Source organism: Ornithinimicrobium cavernae, from assembly GCF_003121625.1.
Lineage (GTDB): Bacteria > Actinomycetota > Actinomycetes > Actinomycetales > Dermatophilaceae > Ornithinicoccus > Ornithinicoccus cavernae.
Window position 1 is genome coordinate 126,645 of sequence record NZ_QDDJ01000006.1, and the last position, 15,026, is coordinate 141,670.

Below are 15,026 nucleotides of genomic sequence, written 5' to 3' on the forward strand. Positions count from 1 at the left end.
GGCAGCGCCGACCGAGGGCCGGACCGCTGCCGGGTCAGGAGAACAGCGCGGCGTAGACCTTCTCGAACCGCTGGAACCGCTCGGTGTAGTACGGCCGCCGCCGGAGCACCGGCGTGAGTGTCGCACCACGGTCCGGCGCGGCCCGCTCCACGCCCGGGGCGAGGGTCTCCAGCGCCAGCAGCGCCGTGCCGTGGAGGGTGGAGCGCTTGATCGCCACCGGCGTCACGGGGGTGCGCATCGCGTCGGCCATCACCTGCAACAGCTCGGGCCGGTCCGTGGTCACCCGACCGCCGCAGTAGAGCTTCTCCGGCTGCGGCGCGACGGTGCGCAGCTGCGACGCGATCCGCGCGTAGGACAGCGCGATGCCCTCGACGACCCCGCGGTAGACCTCGACCGGCGCGGAGCCGGCGCCGATCCCGGTCATCACGGCCCGGGCGTCCGAGGCCCAACCCGTGCTGCGCTCGCCGGTGTAGAACGGCAGCACGAGCGGCGTGGTCCCGTGCGGCTCACCCCGCAGCACGCGGGCCAGCTCCCGGGGCTGCACCTGGTCGGTCCGCAGCGTGACCTCCGCCCAGTCCAGCGCGCGGCCCACATCGTTGAGGGCACCACCCAGCAGGGCCCGGTCGTGGGACACGCGGTAGCACCACAACCCCGGGGGAAGCTGCTCCGGCACCTGTCGGACCAGGACCCGCAGGGCGCCCGAGGTGGCGCAGGAGGCCCCGATCGTGGTCTCGTCGTGGGCGCCGAGACCGACGTTGGCCGCCAGCCCGTCGGCGACCGTCGCGAACCAGGTCGCACCCTCGAGCTGCGGCCACCGCCTGGCCAGCCTGGCTGCGCGCTTGGCCGAGAGCCGGAGCGGGTGGTCGAGGTGGTGGATCGGGGGCAGCTGGTCGAGCCGGACCCCCGAGACCGCGACGGTCTCCGGGTGCCAGTCGGCCGTCTGCCGGTCCACCAGCCCGGTCCACGCGGCGGCGGAGGTGCCGGTGGCCAGGGCGCCGGTGAGGGCACGCAGCACGTAGTCCCCCAGGGAGAGGTAGTGCGCGGCCGCGGCGACGACGTCGGGACGCTCCGCGGCGAGCCAGCGCACCCGCGCGGGCCAGTAGCTGGAGTGCACCCGCGTGCCGGTCTGCTGCTGGAGGGCCTCCTCGTCGAGCTCCTCGCGCAGCTCGTCGACCGCACGTCCGCAGCGGCCGTCGGCGTAGGTGTAGCAGGGTGTGAGCGGCCTGCCGTCGGCGTCGACGACGACCAGCGAGGAGGCGAAGGTGTCCAGGGCGACACCGGCGACCTGCCGGTCCCCGAGCCCTCGGGTCAGGGCGTCGATGACCTCGCCGAGCTCCTCCAGCACCTGGTCCGGGTCGATCTCCGAGGTGCCGTCGGGGGCGACCGTGAAGTGATGGGCGACCTTGGCGCGCTTGCCGACCGGGCGGCCGTGGGCGTCGTAGACCATGCCGCGGGTCGCCGTGGAGCCGACGTCCAGCGCGAGCACCAGGGGCGCGACGGCACCCTGCAGGTCGGTCTCGAAGTCGGAGCCCATGGAGTCACCCTAGGGGGACTGTGGTCCGGGGACCCCTCGGTGCTGCGGTAGCGTGGGGCCGACCCTGCAACAGGCCGTGGCGTTCGCCGCGCCGGGCCCCATGAAGGAGCAAGAACCTGTGAGCGACGACGTCGTCGCGCCGGTGGACACCGCCGCGCCCGCGACCCACGAACCCCCCGCCAGGGACATCACCGACGGCGGGCCGGACATGGTCCAGTTCCTCGACGCCGAGGGCCACCGGGTCCCTGTGACCGAGGTGAACAGCCCCTACGCGCAGTACCTCGAGGACGTCGACGGCGAGATGCTGCGCAGCCTCTACCGCGACCTGGTGCTGGTGCGCCGCGTCGACGCCGAGGGCCACGCGCTGCAGCGGCAGGGCGAGCTGGGGCTGTGGCCGTCGCTGCTCGGGCAGGAGGCCGCCCAGGTCGGTGCCGGCCGCGCGATGCGTCCCCAGGACTACGCGTTCCCCGGCTACCGCGAGCACGGGGTCGCCTGGTGCAAGGGCGTCGACCCGGTCAACCTGCTCGGCATGTTCCGCGGCGTCAACCACGGCGGGTGGGACTCCAACGAGAACAACTTCCACCTCTACACGATCGTCATCGGCAACCAGATGCTGCACGCCACCGGCTACGCGATGGGGGTGCAGAAGGACGGCCTGGTGGGCACGGGCGACCCCGACCGGGACACGGCCGTCATGGCCTTCACCGGCGACGGCGGCACCGCCCAGGGTGACTACAACGAGGCCCTGGTCTTCTCGGCGGTGGCCCAGTCCCCGGTCGTGTTCTACGTCCAGAACAACCACTGGGCGATCTCCGAGCCCAACGACCGGCAGTTCATCATCCCGCCCTACCAGCGGGCCCGCGGCTTCGGCATCCCCGGCGTCCGCGTCGACGGCAACGACGTCCTGGCGTCCCTGGCCGTGACGCGGGCGGCCCTGGACCGGGCGCGCGGCGGTCAGGGCCCGACGCTGATCGAGGCCTTCACCTACCGGATGGGGGCGCACACCACCTCCGACGACCCGACCAAGTACCGCATCGCCGCCGAGGTCGACCTCTGGAAGAAGAAGGACCCGATCGACCGGCTGCGCAAGCACCTGGTCGCCGAGGGGCTCGGCGACGACGAGTGGTTCGGTGCGATCGACGCCGAGGCCGACGACCTGGCCCAGCGCATCCGCACCGCCTGCCAGCAGATGCCGAACCCTCCGCACGAGGAGATGTTCGAGAACGTCTACGTCGACGAGCACCCGCTGGTGACGCGGGAGCGGGACGAGTTCGCGGCCTACCAGGCCAGCTTCGAGGAGGACTGATGACCACCAGTGCAGGGGCCCAGACGCAGGCCGCGCCCGCCGGGGGGCAGCCGCAGGAGCAGGCGCCGCAGAAGATGACCATCGCCAAGGCGCTCAACGCCGGCATGCGCCGCGCCATGGAGGCCGACCCCAAGGTCGTCCTGCTCGGTGAGGACATCGGCAAGCTGGGCGGCGTCTTCCGGATCACCGAGGGCCTGCAGAAGGACTTCGGCGAGGACCGGGTGCTCGACACGCCGCTGGCGGAGTCCGGGATCATGGGGACCGCCGTCGGGCTGGCGCTGCGCGGCTACCGGCCCGTGGTCGAGATCCAGTTCGACGGCTTCGTCTACCCGGCCTTTGACCAGATCGTCAGCCAGGTCGCCAAGATGCACTACCGCTCGCTGGGGCACCTGAAGCTGCCCATGGTCATCCGTATCCCCTACGGCGGCGGCATCGGCGCGGTCGAGCACCACAGCGAGTCCAACGAGGCCTACTTCGCGCACACGGCCGGCCTCCGGGTCGTCACCGCCGCCACCGCCGAGGACGCCTACTGGATGATGCAGCAGGCCATCGCCAGCGACGACCCGGTCGTCTTCTACGAGCCGAAGCGGCGCTACCACGAGCGGGGAGAGATCCTCCTGGGTGAGCGCGCACCATACGGCCTCCACGACGCGGTCGTGCGCACCCAGGGCACCGACGTGACCCTGCTGGCCTACGGGCCGATGGTCAAGACCGCCATGATCGCGGCCCAGGCCGCGGAGACCGAGGGGCGGTCGGTCGAGGTCATCGACCTGCGCTCGCTGTCCCCGCTGGACGTGCCCACGATCCTGCAGTCGGTGGAGAAGACCGGCCGGGCGGTGGTCGTGCACGAGGCGCAGACCTACCTCGGCATGGGGTCCGAGCTCGCCGCGCTGATCCAGCAGGAGGCGTTCTACCACCTCGAGGCTCCGGTCATCCGGGTCGGTGGCTACAACATCCCCTACCCGCCCAGCCGTCACGAGGAGGTCTTCCTCCCCGACCTGGACCGCATCCTGGACGCGGTCGACCGGTCCCTCGCCTACTGACCCCGTCACCCAGAGCCCCGGTCCTCCGACCGTCTGTCTGACCCACCACTCGCACGCCTAGGAGTTCGCACCGTGCCACAGTTCAACCTGCCAGACCCCGGTGAGGGCCTCGTCGAGGCCGAGATCGTCACCTGGAAGGTCAAGGTCGGCGACGAGGTCAAGGTCAACGACATCGTCGTCGAGATCGAGACCGCCAAGTCGCTGGTCGAGCTGCCCATCCCGTGGGCCGGCACGGTCCAGGAGATCCTCGCCGAGGAGGGCACGACGGTGGAGGTCGGCTCGCCGATCATCGTCATCGACACCGGTGACGGCGGCGGGGCAGCGAGCGGTCCTGCGGGGCAGTCCGCGACGACCGGGCCGGAGGGGGCCGGTGCCGCGTCCGGCGGTGACACCGCCGGTGCCGCCGAGCCGGGCACCCTTGCCGCCCCCGGTGAGACCGCTCCGCGCGAGGCGAACCTGGTCGGTTACGGGCCCTCGGCCGGCTCCACCACCCGTCGTGCGCGCCGCTCGGGTGGCTCCAGGATCGGCCAGCCGGCCCAGACAGCGCCCGCCACGGTCCCTGCCCCCGTCCCGGCGCCGAGCGCCGAGCCGGTGCAGGCGGCCCCGACCCCGGAGGCTGCTGCCGGTCAGGCACCCGCCGGCGGCAAGCCCCTGGCCAAGCCCCCGGTCCGCAAGTACGCCAAGGACAAGGGTGTCGACCTCGCTGCCGTCACGCCGACGCGCGAGGACGGCGTGATCAGCCGTGCAGACGTGGACGCCTTCCTCGCCGGTGGGGCGCAGCCCGCTGCAGCGGCGGGCGCTGCGGCTGCCGCGCCCCACGTGGGTGTGGCCGGCACGACTGACTCGGGACCGGACTCCGCGGGCGGAGCCCCTCGTGCGTACTCGGCCCCGGTGTTCGACCGCTCGGGCGAGCGGGAGACGCGCACCCCCGTCAAGGGCGTCCGCAAGATGACCGCTCAGGCGATGACCGGGTCGGCGTTCACCGCCCCCCACGTCACCGAGTTCATCACCGTGGACGTCAGCGCGACGATGGACCTGGTCGAGCGGCTGAGGTCCGACCGTGAGTTCCGTGACGTGAAGATCTCCCCGCTGCTGATCCTGGCCAAGGCGCTGTGCCTGGCGGTCCGGCGCAACCCCGGCATGATCGCCGTGTGGGACGAGGCGGCCCAGGAGATCGTCCAGAAGAACTACGTCAACCTGGGCATCGCCGCCGCGACCCCGCGCGGGCTGCTCGTGCCGAACATCAAGGATGCCGACCTGATGGACCTCCGGCAGCTCGCCGAGGCCATGGCCTACCTGATCGAGACCGCCCGCTCCGGGCGCACCCAGCCGGCCGAGATGTCCGGCGGCTCGATCACGATCACCAACGTCGGCGTCTTCGGTGTCGACACCGGCACCCCGATCATCAACCCCGGCGAGTCCGCGATCGTCGCCTTCGGCGCCGTGCGTCGTCAGCCCTGGGTCGTCACGGCCGCCGACGGCACGGAGCAGATCGTGCCGCGCTGGATCACCCAGCTGGCCGTGTCCTTCGACCACCGCGTCATCGACGGCGAGCTCGGCTCCCGCTTCCTGGCCGACCTGGCCGCGATCCTCGAGGACCCGAGCCGGGCGCTCGTCTGGGGATGACGATGGCGCAACGTCGGGTGGCCCGCCTGAAGGACCGCCTCCTCACGGGGCTGTGCGTGCTGGCCGCCGTGGCCGTGGCCCTGTTCGCGCTGTCGCGGGGCAACCCGCGAGCGGCGGCGATCGGTGCCGGGCTGTTCCTGGGCTATGCGGTGCTGCACGCCGTCATGCGACGCCTCGAGCCGGCCGCGCGCGTGGTGAGCGGGCTGGGCGCGGACGCCCGGGAGCAGCTGATCCACTATCGCGCGACGCGGACGGCCGGGCAGACCGCCCTGGTCATCGTCGCGGTCGGCGTCGCCATGTCGCTGTTCGCGAAGTGGGACACCGGACTGTGGATCGCGGGCTCGGCGATGGCGGTGCTGGCCTCCTTCGTCGTCGGGCTGTGGTTCTTCAGCCGCGAGTCCTGACCGCTCGCCGGCCACACCGGGGGCGAGGCACGCTTCCACTCGTGCGAGCGAGAGCTCGCCCGGTCCACTCGTCCGTCCGGGCTGGCACGGTCGCCCGGTCCACTTGTCTGTCCGGCCTGGCGCGGTCGCGCGGTCCACTCGTCCGTCCGGCCTGGCGCGGTCGCCCGGAGAGGCGGAGACTGACGACAGCCGTCCCGAGGAGGAGCCATGGACCGACCGCCGCAGGTGCAGGCGACGTCGGTGTCGATCAGCACGCCCGCCCCGCGCGACCTGGCTGCCTTCTATGCCCGGCTGCTCGGCGTGGGGCTCTCCGCCTCAGAGGGGCCCCGGCCCGGGGAGCCTCCGGATGCCGGGTGGGCCCAGCTGCGTCCGGCCGAGGGGCGGCTGGCGATGACCCTCAACTTCGAGTGGGACGAGCACTATGCGGCACCGGTGTGGCCGACTCCGGAGACACCCGGGTCGCAGGTCATGGCGCACCTGGATCTCAGGGTCGATGACCTCGTCGCGGCCGTCGCATGGGCCGTGGAGTGCGGGGCCACTGTGCACGCGCACCAACCGCAACAGTCTGTGCGCGTGATGGTCGACCCGCACGGCCACCCCTTCTGCCTCTTTGTGGGATGACAGTGAGAGCTGCGGACCTCGCCCGAAACCAGCTCGAGCCGTTCTCGGGTTGCCGTCCGGGCGGCGGTTCCCGGGTTGGTGCGGGTCGTCGCCCACAGTCCCTGCCGGGGCTCGCTACAGTGACCCGCGATGGCTGACGGCACGACTCCGCAGGTGGACTCTCCGCCCGGTCCCCGGGCTGCCCCGGAGCGGTCGGGCACACCAGCCGCGCCGCGCAACGACCCGTTCGGGCTGCGTGAGTCGGCCGAGCTGGTGCGTGGGGCCACCGCACTGCTGACGCAGCGCTGGTTGCCGCTGCTGGCGCTCGCGGCCGTGGGACTGCTGGCGCACGAGCTCCTCCGCCGACTCGCCGTCGCCGCAGGCCTGATCGGGTCGGTGCCCGGCTTCCTCGCCCTGGCGCTGGTCCCGCTGGCGAGCCTGGCCGTCCTGGTGGGCATGCTGCTGGTGGTGCGCGCTCGGGAGGCGCGTCGCTCCGGGCTGTGGGGTGTGGTCGGTGCCGCGGGCAGCGTGCTCGTGCCGTTCCTCGTGGTCTATGAGAGCCGCGGCGACCTGCGCGCCGATCTGATCGACTACGCGCGGGGCACGCTCTATGCCCAGCTGGGTGCCGAGACCGTCATCAGCGCGCTCCCGCAGATCGCCTCCTGGCTGGTGCTGGGCATCGTGGCGGGCGCCCTCGTGGTCCGGGCCGTGGGCGGACGGCTCGTGGACGACGACCGCTGGGGCACCAGGGAGGGCCGGCGTCGCGGTGTGCTGCACGTCATCGTCGGCTACGCCGAGGCCGTGTGGATGACCCTGGGTGCCTGGGTGCTGGCAGGGGTGCTCAGCGGCGTGGGTGTCTGGTGGTCGAGCCGGGCGGTGACCCAGGAGATCTCCGCGTGGTGGGCCGGGGTGCGCGAGGGCCTGCCGAGTCTGGGCGCGTTCGGCGACTGGGTGGTCGGCGCCGTGCCTGTGGTGAGCGACGCCGTGGTCACGGGACTGGTCGTCCCGATCTCGATGCTCACGATCGCGGTCATCGTCTACGGTCTGCAGGTGGCCGACACGGTCAGCGCCGACGAGGTGGTCGCCACGGTCAGACGCAGCCGCTGGACCGCCGCCCTGAGCAACCGGGTCGGTGACGCACCGCTGCGGGTGGCCTGGGCCCGGCTGTCGGACACGACGGGCCGGTTCGGAGCGCTCGGGGGCGGGCTCGCCCTGGTGCTCCGGTCGGCCTTCGCCCCGGTGCTGGTCTACTGCGTGCTCTTCACCCTGGTCGCCCAGGCCGACGTGGTGGTCTGGTGGCTGGCACGCGTCGTGCTCGGCTGGCGTCCCGAGCTGGTCTGGGACGCGCTGGCCATGCCTCTCGACGGCATCGCGCAGCTGCTCACCCTCGTCCTCACCGTCGCGCTCACCGCGGTGTTCGCGGACCGCCTGCTCATGCGGTTCGGGGCCTCCGGTCAGCTGCGGGCTCGTCGCGGGATCAGGACGGCAGGGGCAGCTCGATGAACCGTGCGGGCGGGAACTCTCGCGACACCACCCGCAGCGAGGTCAGCTCGGCGTCGACCGGGACGAGCACCAGCATGGAGGCCGTCGTCGGCACCGGGTCCTCCTCCGGATCCGACGTGCCACAGGTGAGGGACGACTCGTAGGGGTCCGTGCTCGGCACCTCCCGCCCCGCGCGGAAGAGCCGACCCTGCGCATCGCGCACCTCGACGTCGCACATGCGGAACAGCTCGGTCTCGGTCGACTCGACCTGGAGGTCCAGCGCGAGGAACACATAGCCGGCTGGCGGCTCCTCCTCGAGCCCCACTGCCCTCCCGGCGCTGGTGAGTCGCACGCTCAGCGTGTCGATGCTCGCCCATCCCTGCTCCTCCGGCCCCACCGCGACGTGCTCCCCGAACGTCCACCACCCCGTGCGCGCGGCCTCGGTGGCGAACCAGCCCCACCCCGCGAGCGAGAGCAGCAGCGCGATGACGGCGACGACGGTGGTGCCGCGGCGCGCAGGCCGCTTGCCTGTCATCGCTCACCCTCGGGCAGGACGGTCGCCCGCTCCAGCGTCAACGGCGCGGAGGTCCTCGTCACGGTGAGCGGGACCCTGAGGACGGATGCCGGTCGTTGCGGGTCGGGCATCTCGGGGCGGAACTCCAGTGAGAGCTGCTCGACCGTGTCAGTGGGCACCTCGAACAGCAGCGTGCCGCGGGACCAGATGTCCGGTCCCGCCTCCCAGACCCGCCCGGCGGAGCCGAATCCGGCAGGCTCGGAGAACTCCCGCCCCTCGCCGTCGATCAGCACGACCTCCTCCGGCAGCGCCCAGGCGTCGGTGGTGGCGTAGGACAGGTCGACCACCACGAAGGACGCGGGACTGGTCACCACCTCGCCGTCCTCGAGGGTGGTGGACGCGGTGGCTCCGTGCACGTGGACCTGGAAGTTGCCCACGGTGAGGTCGGTGGCCTCCTCACCGCGCTGCACCGAGTGCCAGCCCGACGCGAGGTAGTTGCTGTCGACGGCGTTGGCCGCGGCCCCTGCGGCGACGGCGGCCGCCAGCATCGCGGCCACGGCCCAGCGGCGACTCACTCGTCCTCCTCGAGGATGGACGCCGGTGCCTCACCCAGGGGTAGGTCCACCTCGGAGCGGTGTGCGGTGGCGCGCCAGCTCGAGAACCCCGCCTCGATGTTCCACCGGGTCCACGCGGTCTCGTGCAGCGTGAGGGTCAGGGCAGGCGGTGGGTCCTCCAGCCCGGTGGTGCGCCACAGCAGCGCGACCTCATAGGTGACGCCGGGCTGCGCCGAGCCCAGCCGGCTCCCGGTGTCGAGGCGCAGCACCTCATAGGGGGCGTCGAGGTCGTCGTCGGGCACGTCGACGGGGAGCCGGAACGTCTCGTCGCTCCCCGTGACGCTGATCGGCTCCGACCCCTGGTTGGTGATCTGCGCGACGGCGCCGACCCAGCGGACGCCCTCGTCGAGGCTGCCGGCGTCGACCCGGTCCGACACGAAGTAGTGCCGGGGCACCACCCGATAGGCGCCCGTGTCGGTCACCACCTCGGGGGCGACGGTCAGTGGCGGCGGGTCGGCGACCCGCAGACCTCCGGAGGCGGCCACCACGACCGGGACCAGGAGCAGCAGCGCGAGCAGGAGGCGTCGGGGCCAGGTCGCGAGCAGGAAGGCCAGCGCGGCGCGCGCAGTGATCCTCCCGGCCTCGGTCACACCGGAAGATTAGCGCGCCGGAGCCGAAAGGCATGGAGCGTGGACGGTCACAGCGGCCGGCAACAGGTGAGCACCCACGGCATACTGGCTGCCGTGCCGTGTGCCCGCCCCCAGGATGTCGCGGCCGGCTTCGCGGAGGCCTGGAACCGCGGGGACGCCGGCGCGATCGCCGACCTCTTCAGCGAGGATGCCGACTTCATCAACGTCGTCGGGTTCTGGTGGACCAGACGTGAGCAGATCCGGCACAACCACGCCTACGGGTTCGAGCAGATCTTCCCCGGCAGCACGATGACGGTCGAGCGGCTGCGCGTGCGCGACCTGGGCGACACCGCCGTGGTGCACGCCCGGTGGCGGGTCGAGGGGCAGCGGATGCCTGGGCGCGGGAGCCCCGCCCGTCCGGACACCGGAACCGACCCGTCGGAGGCGCAGGGCCGGGCCGGAGTGCGCCGGGGCATCCTCACCTTCGTGGTCCACCGCCAGCAGGACGGGACCTGGCTGGCGGTCGCGGCGCAGAACACCGACATCGTCCCCGGTGCCCAGACCAACGTCGTCGACGACCACGGGAGGCTGCGACCCGAGCACTACGGGCGCCACTGATCCCGAGCCCGGCACCAGAGACAGCGAGACGGCGCCGACCCCACCGGGTCAGCGCCGTCTCGTTCCGGGGACCGGATCAGGTGAGCATCAGCCCGCGCAGGCGGTCTCCAGCTCGGCCTGGGCGTCGGCGGAGGCCTGGGTGTCGATCTCCGGCAGGGTGATCGTGCCGGCCTCGGGGTCGACGACGTCCTCGCTGCCCTCGTTGACGGCGGCCACGGCCTCGGCGAACGGCGCGTTGACCTCGAGGATCAGCGCGGAGATGTCCTCCGGCGCCTCCTCGGCGGTGGCGTCCAGGCGGCTCTTCAGCAGCATGACCTCGCTGTAGGTGATCTGGTCGGTGATCTCACCGGCGTCGAGCGCCGCGCGGGCTGCGTCGGCGCGGTCGGCCAGCGGGCCCCCCTCGGTGAAGAACTCCTGGCAGGCAGGCTCGCTGTAGGTCGCCGCCTCGCCGGCGCCGGTCTCGCCGGCCATGTCCCCGGTCTCGCCGGCCATGTCGCCCGTCTCACCAGCGCTGTCCCCGGTCTCGCCGGCCATGTCGCCGGTCTCGCCAGCCATGTCCTCGCTGGTCTCCTCGCCGGTCTCCTCCGCCGCGGTGGGCTCCTCGGGCTCCTCCTCGACGGCGCAGGCACCCAGTGCCAACGTCGCGGTCAGGGCCAGGGCAACCACGCTGAACTTCTTCATTCCATGCTCCTCTGTCTCGTCCTCGGACCCGGATGGGCAGCCAGCGCGCAGGGAGGCCTCGGAGGTCGTCCCACACGCGAGCGGCGGCGACATTGACCCGGGCAGGCACCCCTGACGCTCCTCGCCAGGCTGTGCCACTCAGGCAATCTTGCGTCAATTGCTTACCCGAAGCAACTTGATATCGCGGGTGCAGATGCTGGGAGTTTCCTGGGTCGTGCGGCCCGGTTTCGGCCGGTCCCGAGCCGGCCCTCAGGGCGTGAGGACGAGCGCCTCCAGCACCCGTTCGGCGAGCTCCTCGTCGCCGACCACCGAGTATGCCGTGGCGTGCGTCGGCCGCCGACCGGCGGCCCGGCGGGTGAGGGCCTCGGTCGACAGGCTGATCGTGGTGCTGGGGTCGTCCTCGGAGTGCACGGCCTCACCCATGCCGCTCTCGCTCTCGCCGGTGAACAGCTGGTGGTAGGTGGCGGCCCCGGCCTCGTCGTGGCTCACCCGCACGCCGGTCCGTGCGGTCACCGGGCCGGTGCTCTCCAGGATCACGGTCTGGCCGTCGGCCATCGGCACCTGCTCGACGAGTCTGGGGAAGCTGCGGACCACGCCGTCGACGAAGGACGCGGCGGCGGGGGTGTCCAGGTCGCCCATCCGGTGCAGCGCCTCCCGGATGTCCTGCTCATGGACCCAGATGTCCTGCAGGCGCAGCCGCAGCAGCGAGCCGAGCCGCCTCGTGGAGTCCGCCGGTGCCCGCACCTCGGTCTCCAGCGTCAGCTCCGGGTCGGCGAGGGTGGCGAGCCGGTTGTGCAGCAGGGTCTCCAGCTCGGCGACGACCACACTGCCGGCGAGGCCACGACGGGCCGCCACCCCGCGCTCCATCCAGCCCCCGAACTCGTGGCGCACGTGCTCCAGGCCGTCGATGTCGGCCTCCGGGTTCTCGCCCCCATCGAGGTAGTGCTCGACCGCGGCGATGTGGGAGAAGTGGTCCAGCAGGCTCCAGCCGGGGCACGTCGTCGGCCGCGCGAAGTCCTCGGGATGGCACCCATGGCCCAGGTCGATCACCGCCTGCAGGGTCTGGCGGTAGCCCTCGACGAGCCCGGACAGGTCGTGCGGAGGAGCAGGATGGATGGGCATACAGCGAGCCTACCTAGCATGGGGGCGTGTCGACAGATCTCGCGAGCCCCACCCCGGCCCCACCGCGGCCGCAGATCAGGCGCGTCCTGATCGGGCCGCTCGCCGTCGTCGTGACGGCCGGACTGGTCGTCGCGGTCCTCGCGGGCCTGCTGTCCGGGGCGGTCGAGCCCCTCGTCCTCGGCGACACCGGGCCGGTGGTCCGCTACGGCCAGATCGTCAACCGTGTCCTGCACGACCTCGCCAGCGCACTGGCCATCGGGCTGCTGCTCGTCGCGGCGCTCCTCACCCCCGAGGGACGACAGACCGCACGCCGGTCCACGGCGGCCGTCGCCGCGGCATACTGCGCCGGTGCGTGGGCCCTCACCTGCCTGGTCAGCCTGGCGCTCACCTTCTCCCAGTCCTCCGGTCTGCAGCTCAGTGACCCGGTCTTCCTCGGCGAGCTGCGCAGCACCGCCTGGTCCCTGGAGATCACCCGGTTGATCGTCATCGAGCTCGTCATGGCCGCCACGCTGTGCGCCTTTGCCGCGTGGGCCCGCACCCGTGGCCAGCTCGCCTGGGGTCTCACGCTCGCGCTCGCCACGTTGTGGCCGATCAGCTTCGCCGGTCACGGCAGCGGCCTGGTCGGCCACGAGCAGGGGATGACCGCCCTGCTGATCCACCTCGTCGGCATCACTCTCTGGGTGGGCGGCCTGCTGGCCATCCTGGTGCTCCGCCCGGTGCTGGGCAGCGCGGTGCAGGTCGTCCTGCAGCGCTACTCCCCGATCGCGCTGACCTGCTACGTCGCCGTCGGCGGGTCCGGTGTGCTCTTCGCGTTCCTGCAGGCGGACAACCTCGCCGACCTCGCCACCCCCTACTGGCTGCTGCTGTGGCTCAAGGTGGTGGCGCTGCTGGTGCTGGGGATGTTCGGCTTCAACCAGCGCCGGCTGCTGCTCGAGCGCGACACCACGCAGCCGGGGGTGTTCGCCCGCCTCGCGCTCACCGAGCTCGGCGTCATGGCCGTCGCGCTCGGCCTCGGCGTGGCGCTGGCCCGCACCCCGCCGCCGGTCATCGAGGACCTCACCGGTGTCGACCCGGCCCTCAACCTGACCGGGTTCCCCACGCCCGAGCCGTTCACGGTGGGCAGGCTGCTGACCGCGTGGGAGCCGATGTGGATGTTCCTGCTGCCCGCGCTGGTGCTGATCGGTCTCTACCTGGCGGGGGTCCGCCGGCTCCGCCGCCGGGGTGACGCCTGGCCGGTCGGACGCTCCGTGCTGTGGGTGATCGGCTGGGCGGTCTTCATCTACGCCACCTCTGGCGCCCCCGGCATGTACGGCAAGGTCCAGTTCAGCATGCACATGGTGATGCACATGGCGCTGATGATGGCGGTGCCGATCTTCCTGGTGCCGGCCGCGCCGATCACCCTGGCCCTGCGCGCGCTGAAAGCGCGGACGGACAAGACGCTCGGCCCGCGCGAGGTGATCCTGGCCATCGTGCACTCCCGGTGGGCGGGGTTCTTCGTGCAGCCCGTCGTCGCCGCCGTGATGTTCTTCGGGTCGCTCATCGCCTTCTACTACACCGCCTGGTTCGAGTGGTCGCTGAGCACCCACTCCGGCCACGTGGTGATGGTGGTGCACTTCTTCCTGACCGGCTACGCGTTCGTCTGGGCGCTGGCCGGCACCGACCCCGGCCCCCGCAAGTGGCCCGCCCCGATGCGGCTGATGATCCTGATCGGCACGCTGGCGGCGCACGCGTTCTTCGGCCTCGCCCTGATGTCGGGCAACTGGCTGCTGGCTCCCACGTTCTTCAAGACCGTCGACCTGCCGTGGGTGGAGGACCTCCTCGCCGACCAGCAGCTGGCGGGGATGATCGCGTGGGGCATCGGTGAGCTGCCGACCGTGGTGCTGGCGATGATGGTGACCTACGACTGGCTGCGCTCGGACTCCCGCGACGCCCGCCGGCACGACCGCCAGGCCGACCGGGACGACGATGCCGAGCTCGCCGCCTACAACGCCCACCTCGCCCGCCTGGCCGAGCACGGCCGGGACCCCCGACCGCAGTAGAGGAGACGCTGTGCGCATCGCCCTGATCCAGCTGGAGTATGCCGACGGAGAGTCGGTCGAGGACCGCACCACCCGGGTGGTGGAGCTGGTGCGGGCCCAGGCGGGCCACGACCTCGTGGTGCTCCCCGAGCTGTGGAGTGCGGGCGGCTTCGACTACCGCGCCTGGCCCGACCGGACGCAGACCGTGGACGGCACGGTGGTCTCGCGGGTCGCGGAGGTCGCTCGCGAGATCGGGGCCGTGGTGCACGCCGGGTCGATCGTGGAGGCGCCCGGTGACGAGGCCGGCCCCGAAGGGCGGGGCCTGTGGAACACCTCGGTGCTGCTGGACGCGTCCGGGGGGCGGGTCGCGCGCTACCGCAAGGTGCACCGGTTCGGTTTCGGCAACGGCGAGCCCCGGCTCATGGAGGCGGGAGAGGAGATCGTCGTGCTCGACCTGCCGGCCCCGGCGGACGGGCTCCGCGCCGGGCTGTCCACCTGTTACGACCTCCGCTTCCCCGAGCTCTACCGCGCGCAGGTCGACCAGGGGGCGGAGCTGTTCGTCGTGCCCGCGGCCTGGCCGGCCCCGCGCGTCGAGGCCTGGCGGCTGCTGCTGCGGGCCCGGGCGGTCGAGAACCAGTGCTTCGTGCTCGGGTGCAACACGGCGGGCACGCACGCGCGCACGCCGATGGGTGGCCACAGCGCCGTCATCGACCCGCGCGGGGAGGTGCTGGCCGAGGCCGGCACGGACGAGGAGGTGCTGTCCGTGGAGATCGATGCCGCTGACGTGCGCGAGTTCCGGGAGCAGTTCCCGGTGCTGGCGGACCGGCGGCTGGGCCGGTAGCACCCACAGAGAGGGAAGATGGGAACGCCCTCCGCACACACAGAGGGAAGATCG

At 72.4% G+C, this 15,026-nt stretch carries 15 protein-coding genes; 9 read left to right on the forward strand and 6 right to left on the reverse strand.

Annotated elements, in window-relative coordinates; translation table 11 throughout:
- Nucleotides 1-34: 34 nt before the first annotated feature.
- A complete protein-coding gene (locus DA085_RS08190) occupies nucleotides 35-1,534 on the reverse strand; it encodes a gluconokinase (RefSeq protein ID WP_109472473.1) in 1,500 nt (499 codons plus the stop codon).
- 118 nt (nucleotides 1,535-1,652) lie between these two features.
- On the opposite strand from DA085_RS08190, the gene pdhA reads away from it, so the two are divergent.
- From pdhA to DA085_RS08220, 6 genes are all read left to right on the forward strand, one after another.
- Nucleotides 1,653-2,840 (forward strand): pyruvate dehydrogenase (acetyl-transferring) E1 component subunit alpha, encoded by a 1,188-nt coding sequence (gene pdhA, locus DA085_RS08195; protein WP_419866503.1) that lies wholly within the window; start codon nucleotides 1,653-1,655, stop codon nucleotides 2,838-2,840.
- A 74-nt stretch (nucleotides 2,841-2,914) separates the two neighbouring features.
- Nucleotides 2,915-3,883 carry an alpha-ketoacid dehydrogenase subunit beta gene (locus DA085_RS08200; RefSeq protein ID WP_237565402.1) on the forward strand — a complete coding sequence of 323 codons (969 nt, stop codon included), beginning with the start codon at nucleotides 2,915-2,917 and terminating at the stop codon, nucleotides 3,881-3,883.
- 72 nt (nucleotides 3,884-3,955) lie between these two features.
- On the forward strand, nucleotides 3,956-5,509 hold the full coding sequence (locus DA085_RS08205) for a dihydrolipoamide acetyltransferase family protein (RefSeq protein WP_109472475.1): 1,554 nt from the start codon (nucleotides 3,956-3,958) through the stop codon (nucleotides 5,507-5,509).
- 2 nt (nucleotides 5,510-5,511) lie between these two features.
- Nucleotides 5,512-5,913, forward strand: coding sequence for a DUF2178 domain-containing protein (locus tag DA085_RS08210; protein WP_109472476.1), 402 nt, complete (start codon nucleotides 5,512-5,514; stop codon nucleotides 5,911-5,913).
- A 207-nt stretch (nucleotides 5,914-6,120) separates the two neighbouring features.
- Nucleotides 6,121-6,534, forward strand: coding sequence for a VOC family protein (locus DA085_RS08215; protein ID WP_109472477.1), 414 nt, complete (start codon nucleotides 6,121-6,123; stop codon nucleotides 6,532-6,534).
- A gap of 129 nt (nucleotides 6,535-6,663) precedes the next feature.
- Entirely contained in the window at nucleotides 6,664-8,016 is a 1,353-nt protein-coding gene (locus tag DA085_RS08220; RefSeq protein WP_109472478.1) for a hypothetical protein, read from the forward strand.
- Here the strand turns inward: DA085_RS08220 and DA085_RS08225 are convergent.
- From DA085_RS08225 to DA085_RS20915, 3 genes are read right to left on the reverse strand one after another with little or no spacing between them, the layout of a single operon-like run.
- On the reverse strand, nucleotides 7,991-8,530 hold the full coding sequence (locus DA085_RS08225) for a hypothetical protein (protein WP_109472479.1): 540 nt from the start codon (nucleotides 8,528-8,530) through the stop codon (nucleotides 7,991-7,993). The two genes, DA085_RS08220 and DA085_RS08225, sit on opposite strands and share 26 nt — an antisense overlap.
- Nucleotides 8,527-9,084, reverse strand: coding sequence for a DUF4352 domain-containing protein (locus DA085_RS08230; RefSeq protein ID WP_109472480.1), 558 nt, complete (start codon nucleotides 9,082-9,084; stop codon nucleotides 8,527-8,529). The genes DA085_RS08225 and DA085_RS08230 overlap by 4 nt, the downstream gene beginning before the upstream one ends.
- The gene (locus DA085_RS20915) at nucleotides 9,081-9,713 is read right to left on the reverse strand and encodes a hypothetical protein (RefSeq protein ID WP_154402137.1); all 633 of its coding nucleotides are present in this window, start codon (nucleotides 9,711-9,713) and stop codon (nucleotides 9,081-9,083) included. The genes DA085_RS08230 and DA085_RS20915 overlap by 4 nt, the downstream gene beginning before the upstream one ends.
- A gap of 39 nt (nucleotides 9,714-9,752) precedes the next feature.
- On the opposite strand from DA085_RS20915, the gene DA085_RS08240 reads away from it, so the two are divergent.
- A complete protein-coding gene (locus DA085_RS08240; protein WP_237565385.1) occupies nucleotides 9,753-10,310 on the forward strand; it encodes a YybH family protein in 558 nt (185 codons plus the stop codon).
- A gap of 87 nt (nucleotides 10,311-10,397) precedes the next feature.
- Here DA085_RS08240 and DA085_RS20920 read toward each other — a convergent pair whose 3' ends face one another.
- Together DA085_RS20920 and DA085_RS08250 are read right to left on the reverse strand one after the other, a co-directional pair.
- The gene (locus DA085_RS20920) at nucleotides 10,398-10,991 is read right to left on the reverse strand and encodes a hypothetical protein (RefSeq protein WP_154402138.1); all 594 of its coding nucleotides are present in this window, start codon (nucleotides 10,989-10,991) and stop codon (nucleotides 10,398-10,400) included.
- 249 nt (nucleotides 10,992-11,240) lie between these two features.
- Entirely contained in the window at nucleotides 11,241-12,113 is an 873-nt protein-coding gene (locus tag DA085_RS08250) for a maleylpyruvate isomerase family mycothiol-dependent enzyme (RefSeq protein ID WP_109472481.1), read from the reverse strand.
- A gap of 26 nt (nucleotides 12,114-12,139) precedes the next feature.
- On the opposite strand from DA085_RS08250, the gene DA085_RS08255 reads away from it, so the two are divergent.
- Together DA085_RS08255 and DA085_RS08260 are read left to right on the forward strand one after the other, a co-directional pair.
- A complete protein-coding gene (locus DA085_RS08255; protein ID WP_109472482.1) occupies nucleotides 12,140-14,152 on the forward strand; it encodes a bifunctional copper resistance protein CopD/cytochrome c oxidase assembly protein in 2,013 nt (670 codons plus the stop codon).
- Nucleotides 14,153-14,162: 10 nt separating this feature from the next.
- Nucleotides 14,163-14,972, forward strand: coding sequence for a carbon-nitrogen family hydrolase (locus DA085_RS08260; RefSeq protein WP_109472483.1), 810 nt, complete (start codon nucleotides 14,163-14,165; stop codon nucleotides 14,970-14,972).
- Nucleotides 14,973-15,026 lie beyond the last annotated feature (54 nt).